General features: G+C 70.7%; 21 protein-coding genes and 1 pseudogene. 15 read left to right on the top strand and 7 right to left on the bottom strand.

Annotated elements, in window-relative coordinates; all coding sequences use genetic code 11:
* The first annotated feature begins 77 nt into the window (after nt 1-77).
* From MYF83_RS24655 to MYF83_RS24630, 6 genes are all read left to right on the top strand, one after another.
* The gene (locus MYF83_RS24655) at nt 78-746 is read left to right on the top strand and encodes a DUF998 domain-containing protein (protein WP_248963057.1); all 669 of its coding nucleotides are present in this window, start codon (nt 78-80) and stop codon (nt 744-746) included.
* Between the two features lie 132 nt (nt 747-878).
* A complete protein-coding gene (locus tag MYF83_RS24650; RefSeq protein WP_248963055.1) occupies nt 879-3,362 on the top strand; it encodes a nitrate- and nitrite sensing domain-containing protein in 2,484 nt (827 codons plus the stop codon).
* Nucleotides 3,363-3,364: 2 nt separating this feature from the next.
* Entirely contained in the window at nt 3,365-3,751 is a 387-nt protein-coding gene (locus MYF83_RS24645; RefSeq protein WP_248963082.1) for a roadblock/LC7 domain-containing protein, read from the top strand.
* A 103-nt stretch (nt 3,752-3,854) separates the two neighbouring features.
* Nucleotides 3,855-4,217 carry a DUF742 domain-containing protein gene (locus MYF83_RS24640; RefSeq protein WP_248963053.1) on the top strand — a complete coding sequence of 121 codons (363 nt, stop codon included), beginning with the start codon at nt 3,855-3,857 and terminating at the stop codon, nt 4,215-4,217.
* Between the two features lie 613 nt (nt 4,218-4,830).
* Nucleotides 4,831-5,877, top strand: coding sequence for a sigma-70 family RNA polymerase sigma factor (locus tag MYF83_RS24635; protein WP_248963052.1), 1,047 nt, complete (start codon nt 4,831-4,833; stop codon nt 5,875-5,877).
* A gap of 59 nt (nt 5,878-5,936) precedes the next feature.
* On the top strand, nt 5,937-6,479 hold the full coding sequence (locus MYF83_RS24630) for a dihydrofolate reductase family protein (protein ID WP_248963051.1): 543 nt from the start codon (nt 5,937-5,939) through the stop codon (nt 6,477-6,479).
* A 521-nt stretch (nt 6,480-7,000) separates the two neighbouring features.
* Here MYF83_RS24630 and MYF83_RS24625 read toward each other — a convergent pair.
* Genes MYF83_RS24625 through MYF83_RS24610 form a run of 4 tightly spaced genes read right to left on the bottom strand, consistent with a single transcriptional unit; the run spans nt 7,001 to nt 10,965 of the window.
* A complete protein-coding gene (locus MYF83_RS24625) occupies nt 7,001-7,576 on the bottom strand; it encodes a GTP-binding protein (protein WP_248963049.1) in 576 nt (191 codons plus the stop codon).
* The gene (locus MYF83_RS24620; protein WP_248963047.1) at nt 7,557-7,931 is read right to left on the bottom strand and encodes a DUF742 domain-containing protein; all 375 of its coding nucleotides are present in this window, start codon (nt 7,929-7,931) and stop codon (nt 7,557-7,559) included. The genes MYF83_RS24625 and MYF83_RS24620 overlap by 20 nt, the downstream gene beginning before the upstream one ends.
* Entirely contained in the window at nt 7,928-8,335 is a 408-nt protein-coding gene (locus MYF83_RS24615; RefSeq protein WP_248963046.1) for a roadblock/LC7 domain-containing protein, read from the bottom strand. Before MYF83_RS24615 ends, MYF83_RS24620 begins: the two co-directional genes overlap by 4 nt.
* Complete coding sequence (locus MYF83_RS24610; RefSeq protein ID WP_248963045.1) at nt 8,332-10,965, bottom strand: sensor histidine kinase; 2,634 nt, start codon at nt 10,963-10,965, stop codon at nt 8,332-8,334. The genes MYF83_RS24615 and MYF83_RS24610 overlap by 4 nt, the downstream gene beginning before the upstream one ends.
* A gap of 110 nt (nt 10,966-11,075) precedes the next feature.
* On the opposite strand from MYF83_RS24610, the gene MYF83_RS24605 reads away from it, so the two are divergent.
* Both MYF83_RS24605 and MYF83_RS24600 read left to right on the top strand, forming a co-directional pair.
* Entirely contained in the window at nt 11,076-11,900 is an 825-nt protein-coding gene (locus MYF83_RS24605; protein WP_248963044.1) for an SDR family NAD(P)-dependent oxidoreductase, read from the top strand.
* A 193-nt stretch (nt 11,901-12,093) separates the two neighbouring features.
* On the top strand, nt 12,094-13,257 hold the full coding sequence (locus MYF83_RS24600; protein ID WP_248963042.1) for an acyltransferase family protein: 1,164 nt from the start codon (nt 12,094-12,096) through the stop codon (nt 13,255-13,257).
* Between the two features lie 77 nt (nt 13,258-13,334).
* Here MYF83_RS24600 and MYF83_RS24595 read toward each other — a convergent pair whose 3' ends face one another.
* Nucleotides 13,335-15,323: an FAD-dependent oxidoreductase gene (locus MYF83_RS24595; RefSeq protein ID WP_248963041.1), complete on the bottom strand. Its 1,989-nt coding sequence runs from the start codon at nt 15,321-15,323 to the stop codon at nt 13,335-13,337.
* A 274-nt stretch (nt 15,324-15,597) separates the two neighbouring features.
* Here MYF83_RS24595 and MYF83_RS24590 point away from each other — a divergent pair, with 274 nt between their 5' ends.
* The 3 genes from MYF83_RS24590 (at nt 15,598) to MYF83_RS24580 (ending at nt 17,903) form a co-directional block, all read left to right on the top strand.
* On the top strand, nt 15,598-15,825 hold the full coding sequence (locus MYF83_RS24590; protein WP_248963040.1) for an NfeD C-terminal domain-containing protein: 228 nt from the start codon (nt 15,598-15,600) through the stop codon (nt 15,823-15,825).
* Between the two features lie 31 nt (nt 15,826-15,856).
* Nucleotides 15,857-17,341 (top strand): SPFH domain-containing protein, encoded by a 1,485-nt coding sequence (locus MYF83_RS24585; protein ID WP_248963039.1) that lies wholly within the window; start codon nt 15,857-15,859, stop codon nt 17,339-17,341.
* A 241-nt stretch (nt 17,342-17,582) separates the two neighbouring features.
* Nucleotides 17,583-17,903, top strand: a complete 321-nt coding sequence (locus tag MYF83_RS24580) for a DUF952 domain-containing protein (RefSeq protein ID WP_248963037.1) — start codon at nt 17,583-17,585, stop codon at nt 17,901-17,903.
* A 33-nt stretch (nt 17,904-17,936) separates the two neighbouring features.
* Here the strand turns inward: MYF83_RS24580 and pdxR are convergent, their stop codons facing one another.
* Complete coding sequence (pdxR, locus tag MYF83_RS24575; RefSeq protein WP_248963036.1) at nt 17,937-19,427, bottom strand: MocR-like pyridoxine biosynthesis transcription factor PdxR; 1,491 nt, start codon at nt 19,425-19,427, stop codon at nt 17,937-17,939.
* Between the two features lie 47 nt (nt 19,428-19,474).
* Between pdxR and MYF83_RS24570 the strand changes: the two genes are divergently transcribed.
* The 4 genes and pseudogenes from MYF83_RS24570 (at nt 19,475) to MYF83_RS24555 (ending at nt 22,413) form a co-directional block, all read left to right on the top strand.
* Entirely contained in the window at nt 19,475-19,975 is a 501-nt protein-coding gene (locus tag MYF83_RS24570; RefSeq protein ID WP_248963034.1) for a carboxymuconolactone decarboxylase family protein, read from the top strand.
* A 4-nt stretch (nt 19,976-19,979) separates the two neighbouring features.
* Nucleotides 19,980-20,777, top strand: coding sequence for an isocitrate lyase/PEP mutase family protein (locus tag MYF83_RS24565; RefSeq protein ID WP_248963033.1), 798 nt, complete (start codon nt 19,980-19,982; stop codon nt 20,775-20,777).
* A gap of 165 nt (nt 20,778-20,942) precedes the next feature.
* Nucleotides 20,943-21,188 (top strand): annotated as a pseudogene (locus tag MYF83_RS24560) (hypothetical protein); the annotation flags it as partial.
* Nucleotides 21,189-21,417: 229 nt separating this feature from the next.
* Nucleotides 21,418-22,413, top strand: coding sequence for a dienelactone hydrolase family protein (locus MYF83_RS24555; protein ID WP_248963032.1), 996 nt, complete (start codon nt 21,418-21,420; stop codon nt 22,411-22,413).
* Nucleotides 22,414-22,563: 150 nt separating this feature from the next.
* Here MYF83_RS24555 and MYF83_RS24550 read toward each other — a convergent pair whose 3' ends face one another.
* Nucleotides 22,564-23,349, bottom strand: coding sequence for an IclR family transcriptional regulator (locus MYF83_RS24550; protein WP_248963031.1), 786 nt, complete (start codon nt 23,347-23,349; stop codon nt 22,564-22,566).
* Nucleotides 23,350-23,651: the final 302 nt, after the last annotated feature.

Below are 23,651 nucleotides of genomic sequence, written 5' to 3'. Positions count from 1 at the left end.
CCCCGAGATCCCCCTCAGGGGACGATCAGGGGCGGCACCGGATGTTCGAACCGGCCCCCGGCGGTCAGTCTGGAGCCATGCTGAAAAGGCTTTACCCCCTGGCCGCCGGAGTCGGCATGCTGGTCGCCTCGATCACGATGGCGGCCGGGCTGATCGGCACCTCCCCTGGCATCCTCGACGTGACCATCGGCCGGTACGCGGTGCTCGACCACGGTGGCGCGACCGAGTTTGTGCTCGCGGTGCTCGGGCTCGCCTCGCTCGGGCTGCTCGCCGGCATGCGCGCCGTGCGGGCGCCCCTCGCGGGCTGGCCCGAGCGGCTGGTGGTCGCCTGGGCGGTGTCCCTGATGGGCGCCGCCGCCGTGCCGCATGCCGGGTTGGCCGACCTCCTGGTGGCGGTCGCCCTGATCAGCCTCGCCGGTGCCGCGGCGCTGATGGTCCGGCGGTTCGGTGACGACGAGCGGTGGAAGCCGGCCGCCCGTCCGATGGAGTGGCTGGCGCTCGGGTCGGGCGGCGGCCTCGCCGTGCTCACCTACGTCGCGCTTCCCGGCCACCAGGTGATGATCGGCCTGGTGGAGTGGGCGCTCCTCGGCGTCGAGGCCACCGCGCTGGCCGCCTCCGCCGTACAGCTGATGCGGATCGCCCTGCCGGCGCGGGCGCGGATGGCGACGATCATCGCCATGGCGGGGACCATGGAAAACGCTACAACCAGCGCAAGAAACACCACTCCGGTGTTAAGTAGACATTAATCACGGAAGCACCTAATTCACGAAATATCACAGATGTATCAAGAAAATCACCGGACACAATGCTAGTCTCATCGGCGATCTTCACCCTCGGCTGCCGGTACCTGACGGCAACCCGCCAACCGATGAGGTGCCATGGCATCGAGCAGGTCCATCAGGTTCAAGATCTCCGCATTGCTCGTGATCCCGCTCCTCTCCCTGACCGCTCTATGGATCTTCGGGACCAGCGTGACCACGCGGGACTCGCTCAACCTGCTCACCGTGGCCTCGATGTACGAAGAGATCGGCAAGCCCGGAGATGAGCTTACGGTCGCCCTGCAACGAGAGCACGTGCTCTCCGCCGAATACATCGGCGCCCCCTCCCAGCAGACCCAGAACGAGCTGATCCGGCAGCGGCAGCAGTCCGACATCCTCCGGCAGCGCATGCGGCGGCTCGCCCTGACCGAAAGCGCGCAGGCCAAACTCTCCACGCCGGACATGCGCGCCAGGTTCGCCGACCTGATGGCGGTGATCGACCGGCTGGACACCACACGGACGGCCATCGACAGCGGACCCATGGACCTGCTCACGCTCGCCCGGGACTTCTCCCAGGTGCCCGACGCCATGCAGAAGCTCGTCACCAGCATGACGCTGACCAGCGACGTGGCGCTCTATCACCAGTCCCAGAGCCTGACCGCCATGGGGTACGCCAAGGACCACCTCTCCCGCGAGCGGGCGCTCGCGGCGGGGGCGTTCATCGCGAACCGTCCTCTGACGACCGGTGAACTGCGGCTGTTCGCCCAGCTCGCCACCACCCGCCGGTTCCTCTTCGACCAGGGACTGCCCGAGCTGGAACCCGCGGTCCGCGAACCCTTCGACAAGCTCGCGCGCTCCGAGGCGTACCGGCGGTTCTCCACCATGGAGGACGAGATCATCCTGGGCGGTGGCAGCACCTTCTCGCACACCGAATGGCGGTCGGCCACCGACGAGGTCGAGAGCTCCTACCAGGCCACGCTCACGCGGGCCGGCGCCGCCCTCGCCGCGAGCGCCGAACCCGTCGCCGTGAGCGCGTTCGTCCGGGCCGGCCTCGCCGGCGCGATCGGGCTCATCGCGGTCGTCAGCTCCCTCATCGTCGCCTACCGGGTCGGGCGCAGGCTCACCAGAGAGCTCGGCGACCTGCGGTCCGCCGCCACCGAACTGGCCACCGTACGGCTGCCCCGCCTCGTCGAGCGGCTGCGCGAGGGCGAGGACGTGGACACCACCATCGAAGCGCCACCGCTCGCGGTCACGGCCACCACCACCGAGGTGCGCGACCTCACCGCGGCCTTCAGCAGCGTCCAGTGCACCGCCGTACGGGCCGCCGTCGAGCAGGCCACGCTCCGCGAGGCCGTCGGCCAGGCCTTCCGCAACCTCGCCCGGCGCAGCCAGTCGCTGCTCCAGCGCCAGCTCAAGCTCCTGGACGGCATGCAGCGGCGCGTCGAGGACCCCGAGACGCTGCGCGACCTGTTCCGGGTCGACCACCACACCACCCGCATGCGGCGGCACGCCGAAGGCCTGGTCATCCTGTCGGGCGGCTCCCCGGGCCGGACCTTCCGGCAGGACGTCCCGGTGATGGACGCCCTGCGGGCGGCGGTCGGCGAGGTCGAGGACTACACGCGGGTCCGCGTCCACCCCATGCCGGAGGCCGCGATCGTGGGAAACGCCGTCGCCGACGTCATCCACCTCTGCGCGGAGCTCATCGAGAACGCCACCTCCTTCTCCCCGCCCAACACCGAGGTCTCCGTGCACGGCGAGTTCGTCGCGCGGGGCTTCGCGGTCGAGATCGAGGACCGAGGGCTCGGCATGACCCTCGAGGAACGCGACGCGCTGAACGAGAAGCTGTCACGCCCGCCCGAGTTCGACCCGGCCGACACCCAGCGCCTGGGCCTGTTCGTCATCGGACGGCTGGCCGCCCGCCACGACATCCAGGTCGAACTGTGCGGATCGCCTTACGGGGGCACGACCGTCATCGTCCTCATCCCCGACCGGCTGATCACCAAGCCGGAACGCCCGGGTGCCCCGCAGGCACGTCCCACGCCTCCTCCCGCCCGGTCCGTGGCGCCATCCCCGCGTTCGGCGCCCCTTCCCAGCCGGTCCGCGACCCTGCCCACCCGTTCCAGGGCCCTGCCGGAGCGGCCGGCGAGTCCGCCCAAGGAGCCGACGGGCCTGCCCAGGCGGGCCAGAAGCCTGCCCACGCGGCCGTCGGCGGCACAGGCACCCGCGCCCCGGCACGCCGCCGACGGCGCGCCCGCGTCGCGCACGGCGAGCGGCGAGGCTCCCGCCTCCGGCAACGCCGGGCTGCCCCGGCGGGTGCGGCAGGCCAACCTGGCCCCCCAGCTCAGGCAGCAGAACGCGGAGCGAGATCCCGCGACGGCGAGCGAGCCGCAGGCGGGGGCGTCCACGCGGGCGGCGGATCCGCGAGCGGCGGGACACGGCACCGCCGCGCAGGGCGCCACGGAGCAAGGTTTCACCGAACGCGGATCCAGGTCGCGTACGCCCGCGGACAGATCCCCCGAGGAGTCCAGGGCGCTGCTGAACTCCCTCCAATCGGGCTGGCGGCGTGGCCGGGCCGACAGCGAACGAGACGGCGAGGAGGTCTGATGATGCAAACCGAGCTGCACTGGCTCCTCGACGACTTCGTCTCCCGGGTGACGGACGTCCAGCACGCGATCATCCTGTCGAACGACGGGTTGCGGGTGGCCGCCTCGGGCAGCCTCGAACGGGAGGACGCCGAGCACCTGTCGGCCGTGGCGGCCGGGTTCCAGAGCCTGGCCAAGGGGGCCAGTCTGCGGTTCGACGGCGGGGCCGTGCGGCAGACCATCGTGGAGATGGAATCGGCGCTGCTGTTCGTGACCTCGGCCGGCAACGGGAGCTGCCTGGCCGTGATGAGCCAGATGGGGACCGACGCAGGCCTGATCGCCTACGAGATGGCCCGCCTCGTCGCCGGCGTCGGCCGGCACCTGACCACCCAGCCGAGAGGCGCCGTCTGATGGCCGGAACCACACCCGATGGACGCGGTGTGATGCCCGGAATCCACACACCCGGTGGACGCCGCGTGATGCCCGGCTCCACGCAGCCGAGGGGCGCCGTGTGATGGACGAACCCGAGGTGATCGACGACGGGCCGGTGCTGCGGCCGTACGCCCTCGCCAAGGGCAGGACCCCGCCGCCCGCCAAGGCGTTCGACCTGCTGACGCTCATCGCCGCCACCGGCACGGAGGCGGCCGACACGCTGGACCTCGGCCCCGAACACCGGCTGCTCCTCACGCTGGTGCACGAGTCCCGGCCCCTGGTCGAGGTCGCCTCCGACATCGACCTGCCCCTCGGCGTGATCCGCCTGCTCCTCGCCGACCTGCTCGCCCATGGCCTGATCACCGCCCAGCCTCCCACCCCCGGCGCCACGGCCTCCCAGGCCGGCCTCCTCCAGGAGGTCCTCAAAGGACTCCAGGCCCTGTAACCAGCCACTCCCCGCCATACCCGCCCATCGGGCCCGGCCGGCTCCGCTCAGCGGCAGATGGTGCCCGCTATCGAGTCGAGATCGAACGATCCCCAGCAGGCTGCCTTCGCCAAGTGGATTCGCCGAACTATCGCGCTCGTACCAGGAGCTCTTGCGGACAGCGAACCAGTCGCGGTGGTCGGACTGTGGGGATGCCAGGGCTGATCGTGTGGCTGTCACAGGCGAAGACGGCAGCGTGCTGTGAAGATTCAACGGCCCACCCGGCATGCACGCCGGTGGGCATGCTAGGCGGCCCACCCAGGACGTGGCATACCAACACCGCGGGCCAGCGGCGCTCAACACGGCGAGCCCGCGGCAGTCAACACAGCGAGCCGTCTACGGCTCAACGGCGGGGCATTGGCAGCCGAGCAGGAGCCATCGGTGGCTCACAAGGCGAGCCGTCTGCGGCTGAAGGGCGGCTACGAGCAGGTGGCCCGCACGACCGATGACTGTCCATTCGGGCTTCAGGGTCCATTCGTGGTTCAGAGGCCGGTCAAGTGGTCTGGGGTCGTCTCGCTCTGATGGCATAAGAATGCAAGGGCTTTCCTGACGTTGAGGCAGGGGGAGGGTGGTCATGGGCGCGGGGGACGATGTGGTCGTGGCCGCTGCGCGGGCGGGTGATGAGGGCGCGTTCGCGATGCTCGTCGAGCGTCATCGGGGCGAGTTGCGGGTGCACTGCTACCGGATGCTGGGCTCGTTCGACGAGTCGGAGGATCTGGTGCAGGAGACGTTCCTGCGCGCGTGGCGAAACCTCGAGGGCTTCGAGGGGCGTTCGACGTTCCGGGCCTGGCTGTACCGGATCGCGACGAACGCCTGCCTCGACGTCCTCGACGGCCGCGCCCGCCGGGTGCTCCCGCAGCACCTGGCGGCGCCGTCGGATCCGAGCCTGGCACTGCCGCCCCGTACGGACGTCGCGTGGCTGCAGCCGTTTCCCGACCGGCTGTGGGAGCCAGCCGCGCCGAGCGAGGCGGAGCCGGACGCCGTGGCCGTCACCAGGGAGACGATCGAGCTGGCGTTCCTGGCCGCGATCCAGCATCTGCCGCCACGGCAGCGGGCGGTGCTGATCCTGCGCGACGTGCTCGGCTGGCCGGCCAAGCAGACCGCGGCGCTGCTGGAGGGCAGCGTGGCGTCGGTGAACAGCGCGTTGCAGCGGGCCCGGGTCACGATGAAGGAGCATCTGCCCGAACGCCGCCTGGACTGGGCGCCGTCGGCGGAGCCCACCGAGCGGGAACGGGCGGTACTGCGGCGGTACATGGACGCGGTGGAGCGTGCCGATCTCGCCGCGGTGGCCGATCTGCTGGCCGAAGACGTACGGACGACGATGCCGCCCTACCCGATGTGGTTCCAGGGGCGCGACTCCGTCATGGCGGCCCTGGCGGCAAGCTGGGACCCCTGTTCGCCGGGCTATGTGGGCCGGTTCCACATGGTGCCCACGCGGGCCAACATGCGGCCGGCGGTGGCGACCTACGTCCGGCGCCCCGACGAGCCCGCCTACCGCGCGTTCGCGATCGCCGTTTTCGAGATCGAGGACGGTCGTATCGTGGCGGCCACCGCCTTCCATGACCCCGGCCTGTTCCCGGCGTTCGAACTGCCCATGGCATTGCCATCGACGCACCGATGATTTCGCGCGCGATCCGCCGTCTCGACAGGGGTCAACATCGATTTCGACGGAGGTAGATCATGGCCAAGATGCTGTACTCGGTCACCATGTCGCTGGACGGCTTCATCGCGGGACCAGGTGGTGATATGTCCTGGCTGACCGAGCACCTCGGGCCCAACGCGATAGTGGACGAGGTCATCGGGCAGATCGGCGCGCTTCTCGTCGGCAACCGCACCTTCCGGGGCGACGATCCGCACAAGGGCACGGCCAAGGAGGGCGAGCCGTTCGGCGGTGGGTGGACCGGACCGCAGTTCGTGCTGACCCACCATGCCCCGCCCACACCGGTACCGGGTGTCACCTTCGTCGGTGACCTCGCCAGCGGCGTCGCGGCGGCCAGGGCGGCCGCGGGGGACAAGTACGTCAACATCCTCGGCGCCGACGTGGCCCGGCAGTGTCTCGGCGCGGGCATGCTCGACGAGATCCTCGTGTTGATCGCGCCCGTCCTGCTCGGCGACGGCGTCCGGCTGTTCGACCACCCGGGCGGGACCAACGTCAAGCTCGAACGCCTCAGCCTCACGCACGCGCCGCAGGCGACCAACATCTGGCTGCGCGTCGTCGGCTGAGCGTTTCGTACAGCCGGTTCAGGTGAGCCCTCGTAGTGAGCCCGTGGGCCGGGGTCGATCAAGAGGGCGTCGGCCTCGGGGGTCAGCTCCGCGTCCGCGCTCGCCGGTTCAGCGGAGCGCTCAGAAGCGCCGTATGGGCCGACAAGGCGGCCGAAGGCATGCAAACTCCGCCTCTTCGTCCAGAGAGCGGCACAGCAGCCCCAGAGGCTTCTCTAGTGGTGCCCTGTCCCCGAAGTCGGACTGTCCGCTCCTGTGGCGGGGGGGCTTGGCCGTGAGGGCCTCAGGGGTCAGCGGCCACAGCCGGGAGGCGAAGGGTGCGAGGACGCGGCTCCGTTACGGGGACGTGGAGGGAGTCCGGCGCGGTTCCTTGCGGGGGTGGCCGGTGGAAGGCGTCCGGTGCGACTTCTCGCGTGGTGGCCGGTGGAAGGCGTCCGGCGCGGCTCCTCACGGACCGCCGGCGGGAGCGCCCGGCGAGACTCCTCGCGGAGCCCCCATTTGTGCTCGCCGGGCGGCGAGCTCTCCTATCCGGCGGCGGGCGTGAGGGTGCGCAGGGCGTGCTCGACCAGGGTGACCAGCACGACCTTCGCCGAGGCGCGCCGTCGCACGTCGCACAGGATCACCGGGATTTCCGGGTCCAGGTCGAGCGCGATGCGGACATCCTCCGCCTCGTGCTTGTCGGCTCCGTCGAAGCAGTTGACCGCGACGATGAAGGGTGTGCCGCGCTGCTCGAAGTAGTCGATGGAGGGGAAGCAGTCGGTGAGGCGCCGCGTGTCGGCGAGGACGACCGCGCCCAGCGCGCCGTAGGACAACTCGTCCCACATGAACCAGAACCGCTCCTGGCCGGGCGTGCCGAACAGGTAGACCACCAGACCCTCGCGGATGGTGATCCGCCCGAAGTCCATGGCCACCGTGGTGGTGGTCTTCGTCTCCACGCCGTCGATGTCGTCGACACCGATGCCGCGGTCGGAGAGGACCTCCTCCGTGCGCAGGGGGCGGATCTCGCTGATCGCCCCGACCAGCGTGGTCTTCCCCACGCCGAAGCCGCCCGCCACAAGGATCTTGAGAGCGACGGGCTCCTCAGAGGGCTCGTAGGCCATTGATCACTTCCTTGAGAATGCGCTCGTTCGGGCGCGGTCCCGCGTGGGCAGGAGCCCGTACGCTGATCATGCCTTGATCTTGGAGATCGCCGAGGAGAACGCGGACCACGCCGAGCGGCAGGTCGATCTCGGAGGCGATGTCCGCGACCGACATCGACCGGTCGGCCAGCTCGAGGATGCGCTGTTCCTCGGGGCCGAGACCGGCCTCGCCAGTGTACGGAGACCCCGTCGCCGTGACCATAGCGATCAGGTCGAGGTTGTCGGCCGATGAGCGGGTACGGCCACGGATGAGGGCGTAGGGCCGCACGATCGGTCCCGCGTGCTCGTCGAGCCACTGCTCGCCACGGGTCGTCATGACAACGTCCGCCGCGGGTTGGTCGAGATGTGCTGGCCGACACGCTTGACCAGCATCGCCATCTCGTAGGCGATGTGCCCCACGTCGGCGTCCGAGCTGCTCAGCACGGCCAGGCAGGTGCCGGTGCCCGCGGCGGTCACGAAGAGGAAGGCCGACTCCATCTCCACGATGGTCTGCCGCACCTCTCCGCCGCCGAAGTGGCGGCCCGCTCCCCGGGCGAGGCTCTGGAAGCCGGAGGCCACGGCCGACAGGTGCTCGGCGTCCTCACGGCTGAAGCCCTTGGACGCGCCGACGACGAGCCCGTCGGTGGAGAGGATGACCGCCTGGCGTACGGCGGCGACCCTGCTGATGAGATCGTCGAGGAGCCAGTTCAGTTCGCCGTTCGACGAGACGTTGCCGGTCATTCGTCACCCTTCTCGCCAGTCGTCTGCTGTACGTAACCCTCACTATGGTTGCGCAGCTCGCGCTTTTGGTCACCATCGCCGGATTCGCCGGAGGTGCGGCGATCGCGGCCGGAGGTCCGGCGCGGCAGGCGGTTCTCGCCGTCGCCCCTGCTCGCGGGCTCGTCCGGCCGGTCCTCGCTTCCCTGAGGTTCGCCGGAAGAATCCCGCTCGGCGTCAAGGCGCCCGCGCCGTCCTCCTTGCTGGAAGGCCGAGAACATGGCGCGAGCTTCATCCGGCGAGCGCTCGGCGACTCCCGGGCCACCGGATCCCGCCGCGTCGTAAGGGCTCGAAGCGGGAGTGGGGGCGGCGAGCGGGCCGGTGGTCTCGCGGAGCTGCGGCGCCATGTTGGTCTGGCGTACGCGGCGCGGGAGGCCCCGGTGGGTGCCGTTGGCCGTGCTGGTGCGCGGCGGAGCAGAGGGGGACCCCTCTCCGCCGCCCGCCCGTGGCGCGGCGTCGGTGGGCAGGTCGATCGGGCCGGTGTCGGCGATGCCGGGCACCACGGTCAGCGACGGGGGTGTCGCGTCGGCCGGCCGATCCTGCGAGCGGCTGCTCGGCGGTGTGAAGTACGCCGAGGTGTCGGTGGCGGGCTCGGCCGCCTGCTGCCCGGACGTGAGGGCGGCGGGGCGGGACGTCCTGCCGGTTAGCGGTTCCTTGGCGTGCTGCGGGGACGATTCCACCGGCGCGCCGGGGATGGGCGCGGCCGGGTCCGCCACGAGGTGCTTCGGGATGAGCACGATGGCCGTCGTGCCACCGTAGGGCGACCCGCGCAGCACGACGCTGACGTTGTGCCGGGCGGCGAGCTGGCCGACGACGAACAGGCCGAGCCGGTCGCTGTCCGCCAGGTCGAACTCGGGAGGGTTGGCGAGCCGGTCGTTGACCGCCTCGTACTCGTCGTGGTTGAGGCCGAGACCACGGTCCTCGATCTCCACGACGAACCCGTTCGCCACCTCGTCGCCGCGTACCTGGACGGTCGTCTGCGGGGGAGAGAAGATCGTCGCGTTCTCGACCAGCTCGGCGATGAGGTGGATGAGGTCGGCCACGACGGTGCCCGAGATGTGCGTGCCCGGCAGGGGGAACACCTTGACCCGGGTGTAGTCCTCCACCTCGGCGACGGCGGCGCGCACGACGTCGACCATGGGCACCGGCTTGCGCCAGGCCCGGCCGGGCGCCGCACCGGACAGGATGATCAGGCTCTCCGCGTGTCGGCGCATGCGGGTCGTGAGGTGGTCGAGCTGGAACAGGTCTTCCAGCGCGTCGGGCTCACGCGCGCGGCGCTGCATGGCGTCGAGCAGGGTGAGCTGGCGATGCAGCAGACCCTGCTTGCGGCGGGCGAGGTTGAGGAAGACCAGACTCACGCCCTGGCGCAGGTTGGCCTGCCCGACGGCCGCCTCGACGGCGGTGCGCTGCACGGAGCTGAACGCGTTGGCGACGTCGCTGACCTCGAGTGAGTTGCCGCCGACGATCGGCGGAGCCTCGGTGTCGACGTCGACCGCCTCGCCCCGCCGCAGCCGGTCGACGACGCGGGGGAGCCGGACGTCGGCCAGCTCGCGGGCGGAGTTGCGCAGGTCGGCCAGCTCCCGTACCAGGCGGCGGCCGAAGCGCACGGAGATGACGATCGAGGCGATGACGGCGACGAGGCCGAGACCGCCCGCGACGACGATGCGGAGCAGGATGCCGGTGGCGATGGACTTGCCGCGCTCGGCGAGAGTCTGGGTGGCCTTGACGTTGACCTGGTCCAGCATGGACGACAGGTTGTCGGTGATCGGCTTCCACCGGCCGAGCGTGTCCGGGAGCGGGCCACCGGTGTGGATCTTTCCGGTGAGGTCCCGCTCCATGGCGGCGAAGCGCTTGAACGTCGGGGAGGCGAAGACCTCCTCGTAGGGCTTGCGCAGCTCATCGTCGAGCGCGGCCATGCCCTTGGCGTACTGGAAGCGCCGGTTGGCGGCCCACTCGGCGAAGGCCGAGTACTCGGGGTGGGTGAGGCCGCCCGAGGCCAGGGCACCGGTGACCAGGGCGTTCTCTCGCGCGATGATCTCGCGGGCGTTGCCCATGGCCTGCATCGCGCTGGCCTGCTCGAACATTGTCAGGTCGGGCACGGAGGCCATGCGGGTGTACACGGCGAACAGCGCGTCCATGATCCGGTTGTAGGACTGGGTGACGTCCAGCCGGCTGGACTGCGCGGTGTCCACGCTGGCGCGGATGCTGGGCAGGTGCTCGAGTTCGTCCAGCAGAGAGGTGATCGCGGTCTTCGTCAGGTCGTTCAGCGCGCCCTGGGTGTCCTCGGCCATCGCCGCGGCGCGGAACTTGGCCAGGGACATGTCGGTGGTGTGCCGCTGGGTGGCCAGCCGGTTCTGGTCGTCGAACTTCGTGCTGAGGACGGCGGCGGAGATGGAACGCTCGGCCTGGATCTGAAGTCCAAGATCAGTTGAAGTGACGCCGGCGCTCTGGTAGATCGTGTTCGACCTCAGCAGCGCGATGCCGTCGCCGACCGTGAGATTAAGGACAAACCCCCACAAAGCGCTGAGCGACAGCAGCGGCAGGAGCAACAACAAGAAAATTTTCGTACGGATGGACCGCTTTCCGGCACTCATGGTCACTCCTGCATCGCTCGGAGGTTCTGACGCATTTGGGGGGAAATGCACCTCCGGAAGATCGCACAGAAGGCTAGCACCGATACAGTTTCCGCGTACTGGAGGATCAGATGATAACTGTGATTACTGGGGCAAGTGCGGGCATCGGCGCAGCCGCCGCAGAAGCCCTCGCCGGCGCCGGACACGATGTCGTCCTCGTCGGTCGTTCCCGCGCCAAGCTGAGCACCGTCGCCGACCGCATCGCACGCGTCTCGGGGCGCCGCCCCGACATCGCCACGGCCGACTTCGCCTCCTTCCGGGAGGTCACCAGGCTCGCCGCCGACCTGCTGGACCGGTACGAACGCATCGACGTGCTCGCCAACAACGCCGGCGTCATGTCGGGCAAGAGGCGGCTGACCCGCGACGGGCACGAACTGATGGCCCAGGTCAACCACCTGTCGCCGTTCCTCCTGACGAACCTGCTGCTCGACCGCATCGTGGCGTCCGCCGGCCGGGTGATCACCACCTCCTCCGCCGCCGCGAGGACCGGCCGCCTCGTCCCGGCCGACCTCGACCGGGCGAACCGGCGCTGGCTCGCCTGGCTGCAGTACGGCGACACCAAGCAGGCCAACGCGCTGTTCACCGTCGCGCTGGCCAGGCGCGGCGTGGCCGCCACCTGTTTCCACCCCGGCGTGGTCAGGACGGAGTTCGCACCCGACAGCTTGTACATGAAGCTGCTCACGGTGATCCCCGGCGCCGCCCGCACGCCCGAGCAGGGCGCCAGCACGCTCGTCCACCTCGCGACCACGGCCGACGGCGTCGAGCACACCGGCCGCTTCTTCGCCAACAGCGCACCGGCCTCCGCCCCCAATACGATGACCGACCCCGGCCTCGCCGCCGACCTCTGGGACGCCAGCCTCGCCGCCACCGGCCTCTCAGCCCGCGACCGGAACTGAAGCGGTTGCCCCGAAGCAGGTCTGCCGAAGCGGGTCTCCCGAAGCAGAGGCCGATCGGGTGCCTTGAAGGAACGATCGGGTGCGTTGAAGTAAGGTGCCGAGCGGGTCCGGGGGCGTCCGTCGCGAGGTGTTCGCCGAAGGGCCACCCGTCGTTCGCCTGGTTCCAAGGCCACGTCGTTAGGGTCCCGGGGCTGTGACCGCCGCCACCCCCGCCGTGCCAAACCCACCCGCCCCGCCTGTTCCGGCCGCCGCCGCCTCCAGGAACGCGGCAGCTTCCAGGAACGCGGCCGCCGCCGCCACCGGAGACGCGGCCGCCGTCGCACCGGCCCTCGCGCCGGCCACCGTGCCGCGCGCGGGCAAGGCCGCCGTGCGGGACCCGTACCTGGACAACGCCAAGTACCTGGCCATCATCCTGGTGGTGACGGGACACCTCATCGAGGATCTCCGGGATGTTCCGGTCGCGCACGCGCTCTACTTCTTCGGCTACACCTTCCACATGCCGCTCTTCATTACGCTCAGCGGCTACCTGTCGCGGAATTTCACCTTCTCGGCGGGTAAGGCGAGAAAGCTCATCAGCGGCCTCGCCCTGCCGTACGTCATCTTCGAGCTGGCCTACTCGCTGCCGCGCCTGCTCATGTACGGGAAGCTGGACATCAGCCTGCTGGACCCGTACTACCTCACCTGGTTCCTCATGTCGCTGTTCCTTTGGCGGCTGTCGACCCCGGTGTGGCAGCAGCTCCGGTGGCCGCTCGCCATCGCCGTGGTCCTGTCGCTGCTCGGGGGCATGAGCGAGCTGCCCGACGAGCTGTCGATGAACCGCACGCTCGGCCTGCTGCCGTTCTACGTGCTCGGCCTGATGCTGCGCCCCGAGCACCTCGACCTGCTCAAGCGCCCGTGGGTACGGGTGGCCGGCGCGCTCGTCCTGGCCGTCGGGCTTGTCGCCGCGCTGACGTTCCACACCGACATCGCGACCGAGTGGATCCGATGGCGGCACAGCAACGCCAAGATCGGGGTCGACGACCTCACCGGCAGCCTGATCCGGTTCGGGATGCTGGCGGCGGGAGCGGTGCTGGTGGCCGCGTTCCTCGCGGTCACGCCCGCGCGGCGCACGTGGTACTCCGGCCTCGGCGCGGCCACGATGTACGCCTACTTGCTGCACGGCTTCGTGGTGAAGGTCCTGGAAAGGTACGACGACGGGCTCGCCACTCCTTGGGGCGTCGCCCTGGTCGCGGCGTTCGGCGTGGTGCTCGCGACGGTGCTGTGCACGCCGCCCGTGCGCCGTCTCACCCGCTGGGCCGTCGAACCCGACGTCTCCTGGGCCTTCACCGCCATCCGCCGCCCCCGGCCGTCCCGCTGATCCCGCACCTAGACCGTCCCACCGCACCCGGGTCCGTCATGCCCTGACCCCGGGCCGTCCTGCCCGGCCCGGGGCCGTCACGCTGATGCCGGGTCCTCCAGGTCGCGTACGGCGCGGCAGGCGGCGCTGACGGCCGCGTCCGCGTCCGCTCCGGGCATCACATCGCAGCCGGCGATGGCGATCCGCCCGAAGCGCCGCCGCGCCGTGTCGGCGGGGAACGGCCCGTCGGGGTAGAACGCGTCCCACGGCCGCGCGTACCCGGCGGCGAACCCGTGCCCCCAGCGGTTCACGGTGAGCCCCTCGATGTCGCGGGCCGGGTCGAAACCGAAGGGGCCGAGCAGCCGCGTGAGCTGCTCCCGGACGCCGAACTCCAGCCTGTCGTACGGCGTCCGGGCCAGCTCGCGGCGCCCGGCCGCCGCCGCGTCCCTCGGCGCCATCCCCGGAACGGCGGGGGCGTGCACCAGGTGAACGTTGATCGGCTCGCCGGGGGTCTTCGGGCAGCGGTAGGAGCCGACGCTGATCGGCGGGGCCAGTTCGGCGGTCACCCAGTACGCCCCGGTGAAGCGGGCGCGGTGGACACCCGCCTCCCGGAACGGGTGCCAGTCGCGCAGTTGCGCCGTCGCGCAGACCATGGGCATCCGCACCGCCTTGCGCATCGCCTCCTTCTGCTCGGCGGGCAGGTCCTGGACGACGTAGGGGACGGCCGCGGTCCAGCAGGCCATGATCACGGCGCCGGCCCGTACGGTGCTGACCTGGTCACCGTCGAAGTACCCCACGGTGGCGGACGTCGCCGCGCCGGGCGCGCCGTCGTTGCGCACGAGCACGACGGGGCTGGACAGGCGCACCCGCACACGGTTCGCCGGCCGGTCGAGCACCCCGTAGTCGAACGGGGTGGTGGTGATGCCCTCGACCGCGGTCGTCCCGGCGAAGCCCGCCACCATGCGGCCGAGCATCATGCGGACCAGGGCCTGGTTCCCCTCGGGGAGGCAGTACACGTCTCCGTCCCCGGCCGCCCACCTTCTGGCCGCCCGCGGCGAGTTGTACGCCGAGGGTTTGCCGCGGTCGAGCCGCAGCCCGGCGAACCCGGGAAAGGCGTGACGGCCGGCCGCGGCCCAGGCGTCGATGGCGCCGAGCGCGTCCGAGCCGTAGGCCCAGGTGGCGCTGGACATGGTCTGGCAGAACGCGACGGCGTCGGGGTGGACGCGGCAGACGTCCCGAAGGAAGCCCGTGTACGTCAGCTCCGCGAGCCGCCGTTTCTTCTCCTCGTCCGTCAGGCCGGGGAACCAGTCGGGAGGATGGTCGAACAGCATGACCAGGTCCTTCCTGGCCCGCGCGGCGACCGGGAGCTCGGCGACCCACTGGGAGGTCGTCTTGCCGGGCCGGAGCACCACGAGTTCGTCGGTGCCGGCGCCGAAGGTCTCCCGGTCGCAGAAGACGCCTCCGTGCATGCCCAGCCCCGGGTAGAGGCCCGAGTCGACGCATGCGCGTAACCGGCCGGTGTCGACGCCGAGGTCGGCCAGCAGGCCCTTTCCCTCCGGCGACCACGCCGACGGCGCATACAGCGAGTGCGCGCCGCCGTGCCCGACCAGCGGGCCGGTGCGGGTCGCCGGGCGGAACTCGTTGCGACGGGCGTGCCCGCCGATGTCGTCGTGGTCGTCCAGGATGAGCACCCGCGCACCAGGGTGGCGCCGTACCCACGTGTAGGCGGCGGTGACGCCGCTGATGCCCGCGCCGACGACGACCAGGTCGTAGCTCTCCCGCGTCGGCCGGGGAGTCCCGGCGCGCTCCCAGAACCTGCCGTCGCGCAGGGCGTGCGACACGCTCAGCGAGTCCGGGGTGTCCCCCTGAAGTCCCTGTGACCGGGCCGGCCGGCTCGGCTCGCGCCCGCGTCCGTGCGTAGGCGCGTCGCTGCCCGCGCCGAGATCGGTACGTGAGCTGAGCGCGGCGCACCCGGCCATCACCGTGACGCCGTCGAGGAACTCCCGACGGCTGATCTCCCGGTCCATCCCGAGCTCGCGCGCCCGCGTCCCACGAAATTCTCCGCCAGGCGGGGAAAGAGCCGTCATTCCGCCGATCCTCACCCCCGAGGGAACGGAAAAGGAGCGTGTCGCGGCGCGTGAGCGGAGTCTTTTCGGCTTTATTGCGTCGGCGGTAGGCCGCGACATCCCGCTTTGCGGGAGATCGACGGTCATGCGCGGGAACGCGGGGATCACCTGGCTCGTTGGGCGAGACGAAGACGAGACGCGCGAACGATCGGAGTCGCGGGCGAAGAGCCAGGGGAGCTTTTCGCCGGGCGACGAAGAGACGGGGAAAACGGGGTAACGTTCGCGTTCGCGGTCGATGTATGACGACGGGGTGTGCACGCGGGTGGTAGGCAGGCAGGGCAGGGTCACCGGCAAGATAGGGCCGGGCCTTGTGGGCGAGGTGATGGTGCCGATACGCGGGGGCGTCGAGGCCTTCTACGCCTATCCGAGCGTGCCTGACGAGGAGATCCCGGTGGGAACGATCATCAGCGTCGTCGACTACTCACCGCCACGCAGTGTCTACGTGGTTCGTGCGATCGTCTGACTCTCCCACCCCCCTCACTTCGGAGGTCTTCATGACCGGTACGGAGCTGGCCTTCTGGGCCGGCGGCGTCGTCGTCCTGTTCGTCGTCATCATCCTTCTCTTCAAGGCCGTCTGGCGGATCGCGGAGCCCAACGAGGCGTTGATCATCTCTGGTCTCGGCGCCCACACCAAGAACGAACTGGCCGACAGCCTCGGCTTCAAGATCATCACGGGTAAGGGCACCGCCGTGATCCCGGGGTTCCAGACCGCGCGCCGGCTCCGGCTCGACAGCCGTGCCACCAACCTCCAGGTCAACTGCGTGACCCAGCAGGGCATCCCCGTCCAGGTGCGCGGCGTCATCATCTACAAGGTGGGCGACGACCTGGTCTCCATCGCCAACGCCGCCCGCCGCTTCCTCGACCAGCAGGACAGCATGAACGGCGCGATCCACGAGCTGTTCACCGGCCACCTGCGCTCGATCATCGGCAACCTCACCGTCGAGGACCTCATCCTCAACCGCGAAAGGCTGACCGGCGAGACCCGCAGCAGCGCCGCCGACGAGATGAGCAAGCTCGGCCTGGTCGTCGACTCCCTGCAGATCCAGGAGATCGACGACGAGACCGGCTACATCCTCAACCTCGGCAAGCCGCACGCCGCCCGCGTCGCCGCCTCCGCCCGCATCGCCGAAGCCCAGCGCGACCAGGAGGCCACCGAGGCCGAGCAGGTCGCCGCGGCCAAGAAGGCGGCGGCCGTCCGGGAGTCCCAGATCCAGCAGGCGGGTTACACGGCGGAGATCGACCAGGCGTCCGCCAAGGCACGCCAGGCGGGCCCGCTGTCGGAGGCGACGGCACGGCAGGAGGTCGTCGTCCAGGAGACCCGCGCCGCCGAGCTGGAGGCCCAGCTCGCGGAGCAGAAGCTGCAGTCGCAGGTGCGCAAGCCCGCCGACGCCAGGGCGTACGAGACCGTCACGCTCTCCCAGGCAGAGCGCGACGCCCGCATCGCCCAGGCGGAGGCCGAGGCCAAGGAGACCGAGCTGCGTGCCGTGGCCCAGGCCTCCCAGGTCAAGCAGGCCGCCGCCGCCGAGGCCGAGTCCGTGCGGCTGCGCGCGGAGGCCGCCGGTGCCGCCTCCCGGGCCACCGGTGAGGGCGAGGCGGCCGCGGCCAAGGCACGCGGCCTCGCCGAGGCGGAGGCCGCCAAGGCGCGCGGCCTCGCCGAAGCGGAGTCGGCACGCGCCAAGGGCCTCGCGGAGGCCGACGCCATCAGGGCCCGCTCCGAGGCCCTCGCCGAGAACCAGGAAGCCGTCATCGCCCAGCAGCTCGCCGAGAACTGGCCGGCGATCGTCGAGGCCGGATCCAAGGCGTTCGGCAACATCGACCACATGGTCGTCCTGAACGGCGCCCAGGGCGTCGAGGAACTGCTGGCCAAGGCCCTCACCCTCGGCGGCACCGGACTGGGCCTCGCCCGCTCCCTCCTCTCCGGCGCCACCCCCGCCGCCCTCAACGGCGCCACCCCCCTCGAAAAGAAGACCGACGCCTAACCCCCCCTGCGGAGCAACCCCACTCCCTCCCCGGCCCCACCCTGGACCGAGGAGGGAGTACCCGTTCTACCTGCGCCGCCCTCGGCGCCGGGGCGGTGGGAGGGGTACGGCGATGTCGGCGCCGTTGTGGCGCGCAAGCTGGGGGCTGTCCGACCGCCGGCCAGTGCTCCATTCCGGCCTTCCGCGCCGGTTCCTTCCGGCCTTATGCGCCGGGTGGGTTGGGTTACCTAGGCTGAGGAAGGTGACGATTCTTCATCTCGCGCTGACCGATGACTGGGACGCCGCCGTGCGGGCCGGCGAATACCGGGTCTCCACGCTGGGGCGCACCCTGGCCGACGAAGGGTTCATCCATGCCTGTGCCGATATGGCGCAGCTGCGTGGTGTCGCCGAGCGTTACTACGCCGATGTCACCGAACCGCTGGTCGTCCTGGCCGTCGACGAGGACCTGCTCGGCTGCCCGGTGCTCCTGGAGGTCCCGCCGGGTGCGCGCGAGGCGTTCCCGCACATCTACGGTCCGCTCCCGGTGTCGGCCGTGGTGTCCGTCACGCCGTTCTCCCGCTGACGCCCCGACCCTCAGGCGGCCGGTGCCCGCGCGTCAGCGCGGCGGTGAGGCGAGGACGGCGGCGAGCGACTCCAGGGCGGCGGGGTAGGAGTGCTCCGGCGGCGTGCCGTAGCCGACGATGATGCCTTGTGGGTTGTCGCCGCCGTTGTGCCAGTAGTCGGCGAGGCCGTCCACCGCGAGGCCGCGCGCCTGCGCCAGGCGCAGCACCGTCTCCTCGTCCGGGCCGGCGGGCAGCAGGCCGATCATGGCGTGCAGCCCGGCGGCGGCGCCCCGCACCTCGATCCCGGACGGACGTCCCGGGCCCTGTACCTCGATCCCAGAGGGACGTTCCAGCCCGGGTACCTCGATCTCGGACGGACGTCCTGGCGTGGAGGCGAGCCGGGAGAGCAGTAGGTCGCGGCGGCGGCGATAGCGCAACCGGCAGGCGCGGACGTGCCGGTCGTAGGCGTGGGTGGCGATGAGATCGGCGAGCACGAGCTGGCCGAGGTTCTCGGTGTGGTGGTCGGCGTGGAGCTTGGCCTCGGTGACCGGGTCGGCGAGGTGCGGCGGAACGACCATCCAGGCGAGCCGCAGGCCCGGCCCGAGGGTCTTGGAGGCGGTGCCGAGGTAGGCGACGTGGTCGGGCGCCATGCCTTGGAGGGCGCCGACGGGCTGGCGGTCGTAGCGGAACTCGCCGTCGTAGTCGTCCTCGATGATCAGACCACCGCTGTCGCGCGCCCAGTCGGCCAGGGCGTGGCGGCGGTCCGGGTGCAGCGTGACGCCGGTCGGGAACTGGTTGGCGGGGGTCACGACGACCGCGCCCGTCCCGTCGTACGGGGCCCCGCCGAGCAGGTCGGTGCGCGCGCCGCGCCCGTCGACGGGCAGGGGCAGCACCTCCGGCCCGGCCCGGCGTACGACGTCCCGGTGGAAACGGAACCCGGGGTCTTCCATCGCGATCACCGGCCTTGAGCCCGCGCCCACGACCTGGGCCAGCAGGGCGAGCGCCTGGACGTAGCCGGAGGCGATGACGATCTGGTCGGGCGTGGCGAGCACGCCGCGGGTGCGCCCGAGGTAGCCGGCCAGCGCCGCGCGCAGTTCGGGGACGCCGCGCACCTCGCCGTAGCCGTGCACGGCGGCGGGGGCGGTGGTGAGGACCCGGCGGGTGGAGCGCAGCCAGGCCGCGGCGGGGAAGGTCGTCACGTCGGGGTGGCCGGGTCGCAGATTGTAGCGGGGCGCCACGGCGTCTCCGCCGGTGCGGGGTGTTCCGGTGCGGCGCGGGGACACCTCGGCGACCGAGGTTCCCGCTCCGCGGCGGGCCGTGAGGTAGCCCTCGGTGACGAGCTGGTCGTAGGCGGCGCTCACGGTGCCACGGGACAGGCCGATCTCGGCGGCGAGGGCCCGCGTGGAAGGGAGCTGGGCGCCCGGCGCGAGCCGGCCTTCCCGGACGGCGTCGCGCAGCGCGTGCTCCAGCCCGTTGCGCCGGCCGGTCGCGGAGTCGACCTCGACGAGCAGGTCGATCCCGAAAGTGGCCCAATATTTCGACACGAGACTGGATCTTATCCTCGGTCCACTCTGCCCCTAGCATGGGTCTCGTGACGACGAACACGACGGTCGCCGAGTCCGCCACCGAGCGGGCGCGGCGCCGTACTTCCTTGAAGAGGCACACGCCGGAGATCTACAAGGCGCTCATCGAGCTGGACGGCCTGGTCGCCGGCGCCGGGCTCGAAGGGCCCCTGCTCGAACTGGTGCGGATCCGCGCCTCGCAGCTCAACGGCTGTGCGTACTGCATCGACATGCACACGATCGACGCGCGGGCCGCCGGGGAGAAGGAGCAGCGCCTGTACGCCCTGCCGGCGTGGCGCGAGACGCCGTTCTTCACTCCCCGGGAGCGTGCCGCGCTCGAACTGACAGAGGCGATCACGCTGCTTCCGCAGGGCGGGGTGAGCGACGAGGTGTACGACCGCGCCGCCCAGCACTACACCGAGGAAGAGCTGGCCAAGCTGATCTGGGCCATCATGGTGATCAACACCTGGAACCGCATCGGCGTCACCTCCAGGCTGACCCCTGGCGGCTACCACCCCTCGGGGAGCTGATCCGGTGGACGGGACGAAGGCACCCGCGCCCTCTCCGTCCAAGGGGGCCGAACTGCGGGCGCTGCACGTGCCGGGCAGGCCGCTGGTGCTGCCGAACGTGTGGGACGCCGCGTCCGCGCGTGCCGTGGTGGAGGCAGGGTTCCCGGTCGTCGCCACCGGCAGCGCCGCGGTCGCCCCTGCCCTCGGGTACGCCGACGGGGAGAGCGCCCCGGCCGGCGTGATGCTGGACGCGGTGGCCCGCATCGCGCGCGCCGTACCGGTCCCGGTCACCGCCGACCTGGAGCGAGGGTATGGCCTCGCGCCGGCGGAGCTCGTCGAGCGGCTCGCCGAGACCGGTGCCGCCGGCCTCAACCTGGAGGACTCCGACCCGCGCACCGGCACGATGATCGACCCGGCGGAGCAGGCCGACTTCCTGGCGGCCGTACGGGCGGCCGCGGAGAACGCGGGCGTCGACCTGGTGATCAACGCGCGGATCGACACCTACGCCCGGGGCGACGGGACGACCTCGGAGCGGCTCGCCGACACGGTCCGGCGCGGTCGCCTCTACCTGCGGGCCGGGGCCGACTGCGTCTACCCGATCATGCTGACCGAGCCGGAGGTCATCAGGGCGCTAATCGCGGAGATCGGCGGCCCGGTCAACGTGCTGTTCCGCCCCGGCGCGCCCTCGCTCGCGGATCTGGCCGCCCTGGGCGTGGCTCGGGTCAGCTTCGGGCACGGCCTGCACGCCGCCACCCAGAGGTACCTCGCCACGATGCTGTCCGCCATCGCCTCCGGCCGCAGCCCGTACGGCGACTCCACCTGATGGCCCACGCCTGACGGACGCCGTCTGACGGGCTGATCAGGCGGACGTGGCCTGATGGGTGCTGCCTGGCGATGGCCGGTCCGGGGTTCGGAGGTTGGGAATCCGCCCCGTGGGGGAGGAACGGGCAGGAAGCGCATGAGCCCCCCGAGCATGTGAGTTCTCAAGTACCGCAAGCAAGTCCGAGCAGCCGGGATCACCCCGATCATCGCTCGCCGCGGTACCGAACACGGCTCCGGCCTGGGCGTGCACCGATGGGTCGTCGAGCAGAGCTTCGCACTACTGCACTGGTTCCGACGACTACGCATCCGCTGGGAAGTCCGCGACGACATCCACGAAGCCTTCCTCAGCCTCGCCTGCGGCATCATCTGCTGGCGCCGGCTGGTCAACCTCCAACTTTGTTGGGAGTTCTAAGCCAGCAGCAGTGTCGCGTCCGCGTTCTCTATAAAGTCGTGCACGCCCGTGGTTTCTTGAAGATCGACTGTCTAGACAACAGACATGATCCACAAGAGCTGCGGGCTTCGCATATCCAGGGGTCGGCCTACATCTCAGCTGTCACTCCGTGATCGCCGCTTGGTACCCGAGCCCGGCTCTCCGATCAAGCGCGTAGAGCCACTAAACACTCGATAAGTCGTAAGGAGAAATGACCAGAGTGAGGAAGTACATCGCGTTAGCCGCCATGGTGCTCGTTGTCGCGGCGGCAGCCGGTCCGACCAGCGCCATGGCCGACGACCATCACGACCGCGTCAGCGTCGTTCGCGAAGGTGACGCCACGCTGCCCACGCACACGATCTACCGCCCGGCCGAGTTACGAAACGCGAACCGGCTGCCGGTCGTCGTGTGGGAGAACGGCGCGTGCGCGAACAGCAACCGGATCTACGAACCGTTCCTGACGCGGCTCGCGTCGGCGGGCTACTTCGTGATAGCGAAAGGCCCGGTCACCAACCCACCGGTGTACGAGGACACGCTGCTCCCGCTCCCCGCGACGTCGCCGCTCCTCGACCCGGACCCGCCGCTCGAGCCGCCGGCCCCCGCCGGGAAGACCGATGCGGAGCCGACCGGGTTCGACACCATCATCGACACCGCCGTCGGCCTGATGAAGTCGGCGGTCGACTGGGCGCAGGAGGCGGATTCGAACCCACAGGGGCCGTACTACGGCAAGCTCGATCTGTCGTCGATCGCGTCCGCGGGATATTCCTGCGGCGGAGTCACCGCGATCGCCGCGGCGGCGCGGGATTCCCGCTTCCGCACCGTCCTCGGCTACAACACCTCAAGCTCTGCGGCGGCGGGGCTGTCGCAGCCCCGACGCGCCGCGCTGCTCGGCCTCAAGGTGCCGGTCGCGTGGATCATGGGCGGCACGAGTGACGTCGCCTACCCGGGCTTCCAGTCGGACTGGGCGATGCGGTTCGAGGTCCCGGCGTTCCAGGCCGAGCACTTGTACGCCGGCCACGTCGGCTTCTGGCGCTCGACCGCGTTCGAAGAGGAAGTCGCCGACATCGGCACCGCCTGGCTCGATCTGACGCTCGGCGGCGACTCCCACGCCGCGGACTATCTGCTCGACAACCCCTGCGGGTTCTGCGACAACCAGTATTGGTCGACGAAGTCCAGGAACTGGCCGCGCGACTGGCGCAGGAGTTAGTCGCACCTGGGCGGGAGAGGGCGCCTGCGGGCGTCCTCTCCCGCCCGGTCCGCTACCGTCCTCGCGGTGCCGACCGCTCCCGGCCAGTGCCCGCAGTCTGAGGCGATCACCTGGAGCCATGGAGGCGAGGCCACAGGGCTGAATGCCGTCTCAGTCCCGCTCCGGTTCCGCGGCAGATTCAAAGTCGGCGTCGCGCGCGCTCGCACTGACGGCCGCCGCCGCCGCGGAGAGCGGGGTGAGCACGTCAGTGAACCGGTGGCTGGTCAGTGGCGCGATGACACCGACAGCCGCGATAACGCCGGTCGTCCCGCTGACGGGCATGGCCACCGACGACGTGCCTTCTCGGTGCTCCTGAGCACTGCGCGCGACGTTCGTGCGGTGCACGCCTGCCATCTGGCGCTCGATCTGACGGCGGTCGGTAATCGTGTACGGAGTGTGGCGCTGCAGCGACGTCAGCACGCGTTCCTGCACGGACGCCGGAGCATGGGCGAGGAGCACTTTGCCCACGGCCGTGCAGTGCAGTGGCAGGCGACCGCCAGGGCTGTGGCGCGTCGGCAGTGTCCGTGACCCGGCGAGGCGGTCGATCACTAACGCGTCGAAGCCGTCCAGCACAGCGAGGTGCACCGTGTGGCCGGTGCGGATCACCAGATCGTGAAGGTGTGGTAGCGCGGCCTCGCGCAGTGTTGTAGGCCTGGCGAGCAGCCCGAGCCGCCACATCCGCGCGCCGATCTCGTAGAGGCCGTCGTGTCGTTTGGCCAGCAGTCGGGCGGCGCACAGTTGCCCAAGCATGCGGTGTGCGGTCGCGACGGGCAGTCCCGTGCGGCGGGCGATCTGGGACAACGAGAGCACACGGTCACCGCCGTCGAACGCGTCCAGGGCGGACAGTGTCCGTGTGGTTACGGGCTGCCCCGGAGTGCGGTGCGAAGCACCGGCCATGACGGGATCATAGCCGCGTTTTCCATCGGATGGAAAGCGCGACTGACTTAGGTCGTGACGGCGCGCACCATATCACCTACTAAGCATGTTCCAGGAACGGAAGAATGACGTGGTCGATCGGTACGACGTGGTGGTGCTCCAGGGCGGCGCACCACGCCCACGATCATCGCCCGCCATCCGGCCGGGTGGGCTGCCAGTGGGCATGGTCGAGCACTCGGCGAAGACCTCGGTAGCCAGTCGCCGCAGGATGAGGCGGGTGACACGCCACGACGCCGATCCGCCCCTTCGCCACTGCTCCCTGG

The sequence above is a fragment of the Sphaerisporangium perillae genome, from assembly GCF_023276435.1.
Classification (GTDB): Bacteria; Actinomycetota; Actinomycetes; order Streptosporangiales; family Streptosporangiaceae; genus Sphaerisporangium; species Sphaerisporangium perillae.
The sequence above is the reverse complement of the archived record's forward strand: the minus strand, read 5'-3'. Positions and strand labels throughout refer to the sequence as shown.

Coding starts and splice junctions, on each gene's coding strand:
- MYF83_RS24655 (WP_248963057.1), top strand. CDS start 78: ATGCTGAAAAGGCTTTACCCCCTGGCCGCCGGAGTCGGCATGCTGGTC.
- MYF83_RS24650 (WP_248963055.1), top strand. CDS start 879: ATGGCATCGAGCAGGTCCATCAGGTTCAAGATCTCCGCATTGCTCGTG.
- MYF83_RS24645 (WP_248963082.1), top strand. CDS start 3,365: ATGCAAACCGAGCTGCACTGGCTCCTCGACGACTTCGTCTCCCGGGTG.
- MYF83_RS24640 (WP_248963053.1), top strand. CDS start 3,855: ATGGACGAACCCGAGGTGATCGACGACGGGCCGGTGCTGCGGCCGTAC.
- MYF83_RS24635 (WP_248963052.1), top strand. CDS start 4,831: ATGGGCGCGGGGGACGATGTGGTCGTGGCCGCTGCGCGGGCGGGTGAT.
- MYF83_RS24630 (WP_248963051.1), top strand. CDS start 5,937: ATGGCCAAGATGCTGTACTCGGTCACCATGTCGCTGGACGGCTTCATC.
- MYF83_RS24625 (WP_248963049.1), bottom strand. CDS start 7,576: ATGGCCTACGAGCCCTCTGAGGAGCCCGTCGCTCTCAAGATCCTTGTG.
- MYF83_RS24620 (WP_248963047.1), bottom strand. CDS start 7,931: ATGACGACCCGTGGCGAGCAGTGGCTCGACGAGCACGCGGGACCGATC.
- MYF83_RS24615 (WP_248963046.1), bottom strand. CDS start 8,335: ATGACCGGCAACGTCTCGTCGAACGGCGAACTGAACTGGCTCCTCGAC.
- MYF83_RS24610 (WP_248963045.1), bottom strand. CDS start 10,965: ATGAGTGCCGGAAAGCGGTCCATCCGTACGAAAATTTTCTTGTTGTTG.
- MYF83_RS24605 (WP_248963044.1), top strand. CDS start 11,076: ATGATAACTGTGATTACTGGGGCAAGTGCGGGCATCGGCGCAGCCGCC.
- MYF83_RS24595 (WP_248963041.1), bottom strand. CDS start 15,323: ATGACGGCTCTTTCCCCGCCTGGCGGAGAATTTCGTGGGACGCGGGCG.
- MYF83_RS24590 (WP_248963040.1), top strand. CDS start 15,598: ATGTATGACGACGGGGTGTGCACGCGGGTGGTAGGCAGGCAGGGCAGG.
- MYF83_RS24585 (WP_248963039.1), top strand. CDS start 15,857: ATGACCGGTACGGAGCTGGCCTTCTGGGCCGGCGGCGTCGTCGTCCTG.
- MYF83_RS24555 (WP_248963032.1), top strand. CDS start 21,418: ATGACCAGAGTGAGGAAGTACATCGCGTTAGCCGCCATGGTGCTCGTT.
- MYF83_RS24550 (WP_248963031.1), bottom strand. CDS start 23,349: ATGGCCGGTGCTTCGCACCGCACTCCGGGGCAGCCCGTAACCACACGG.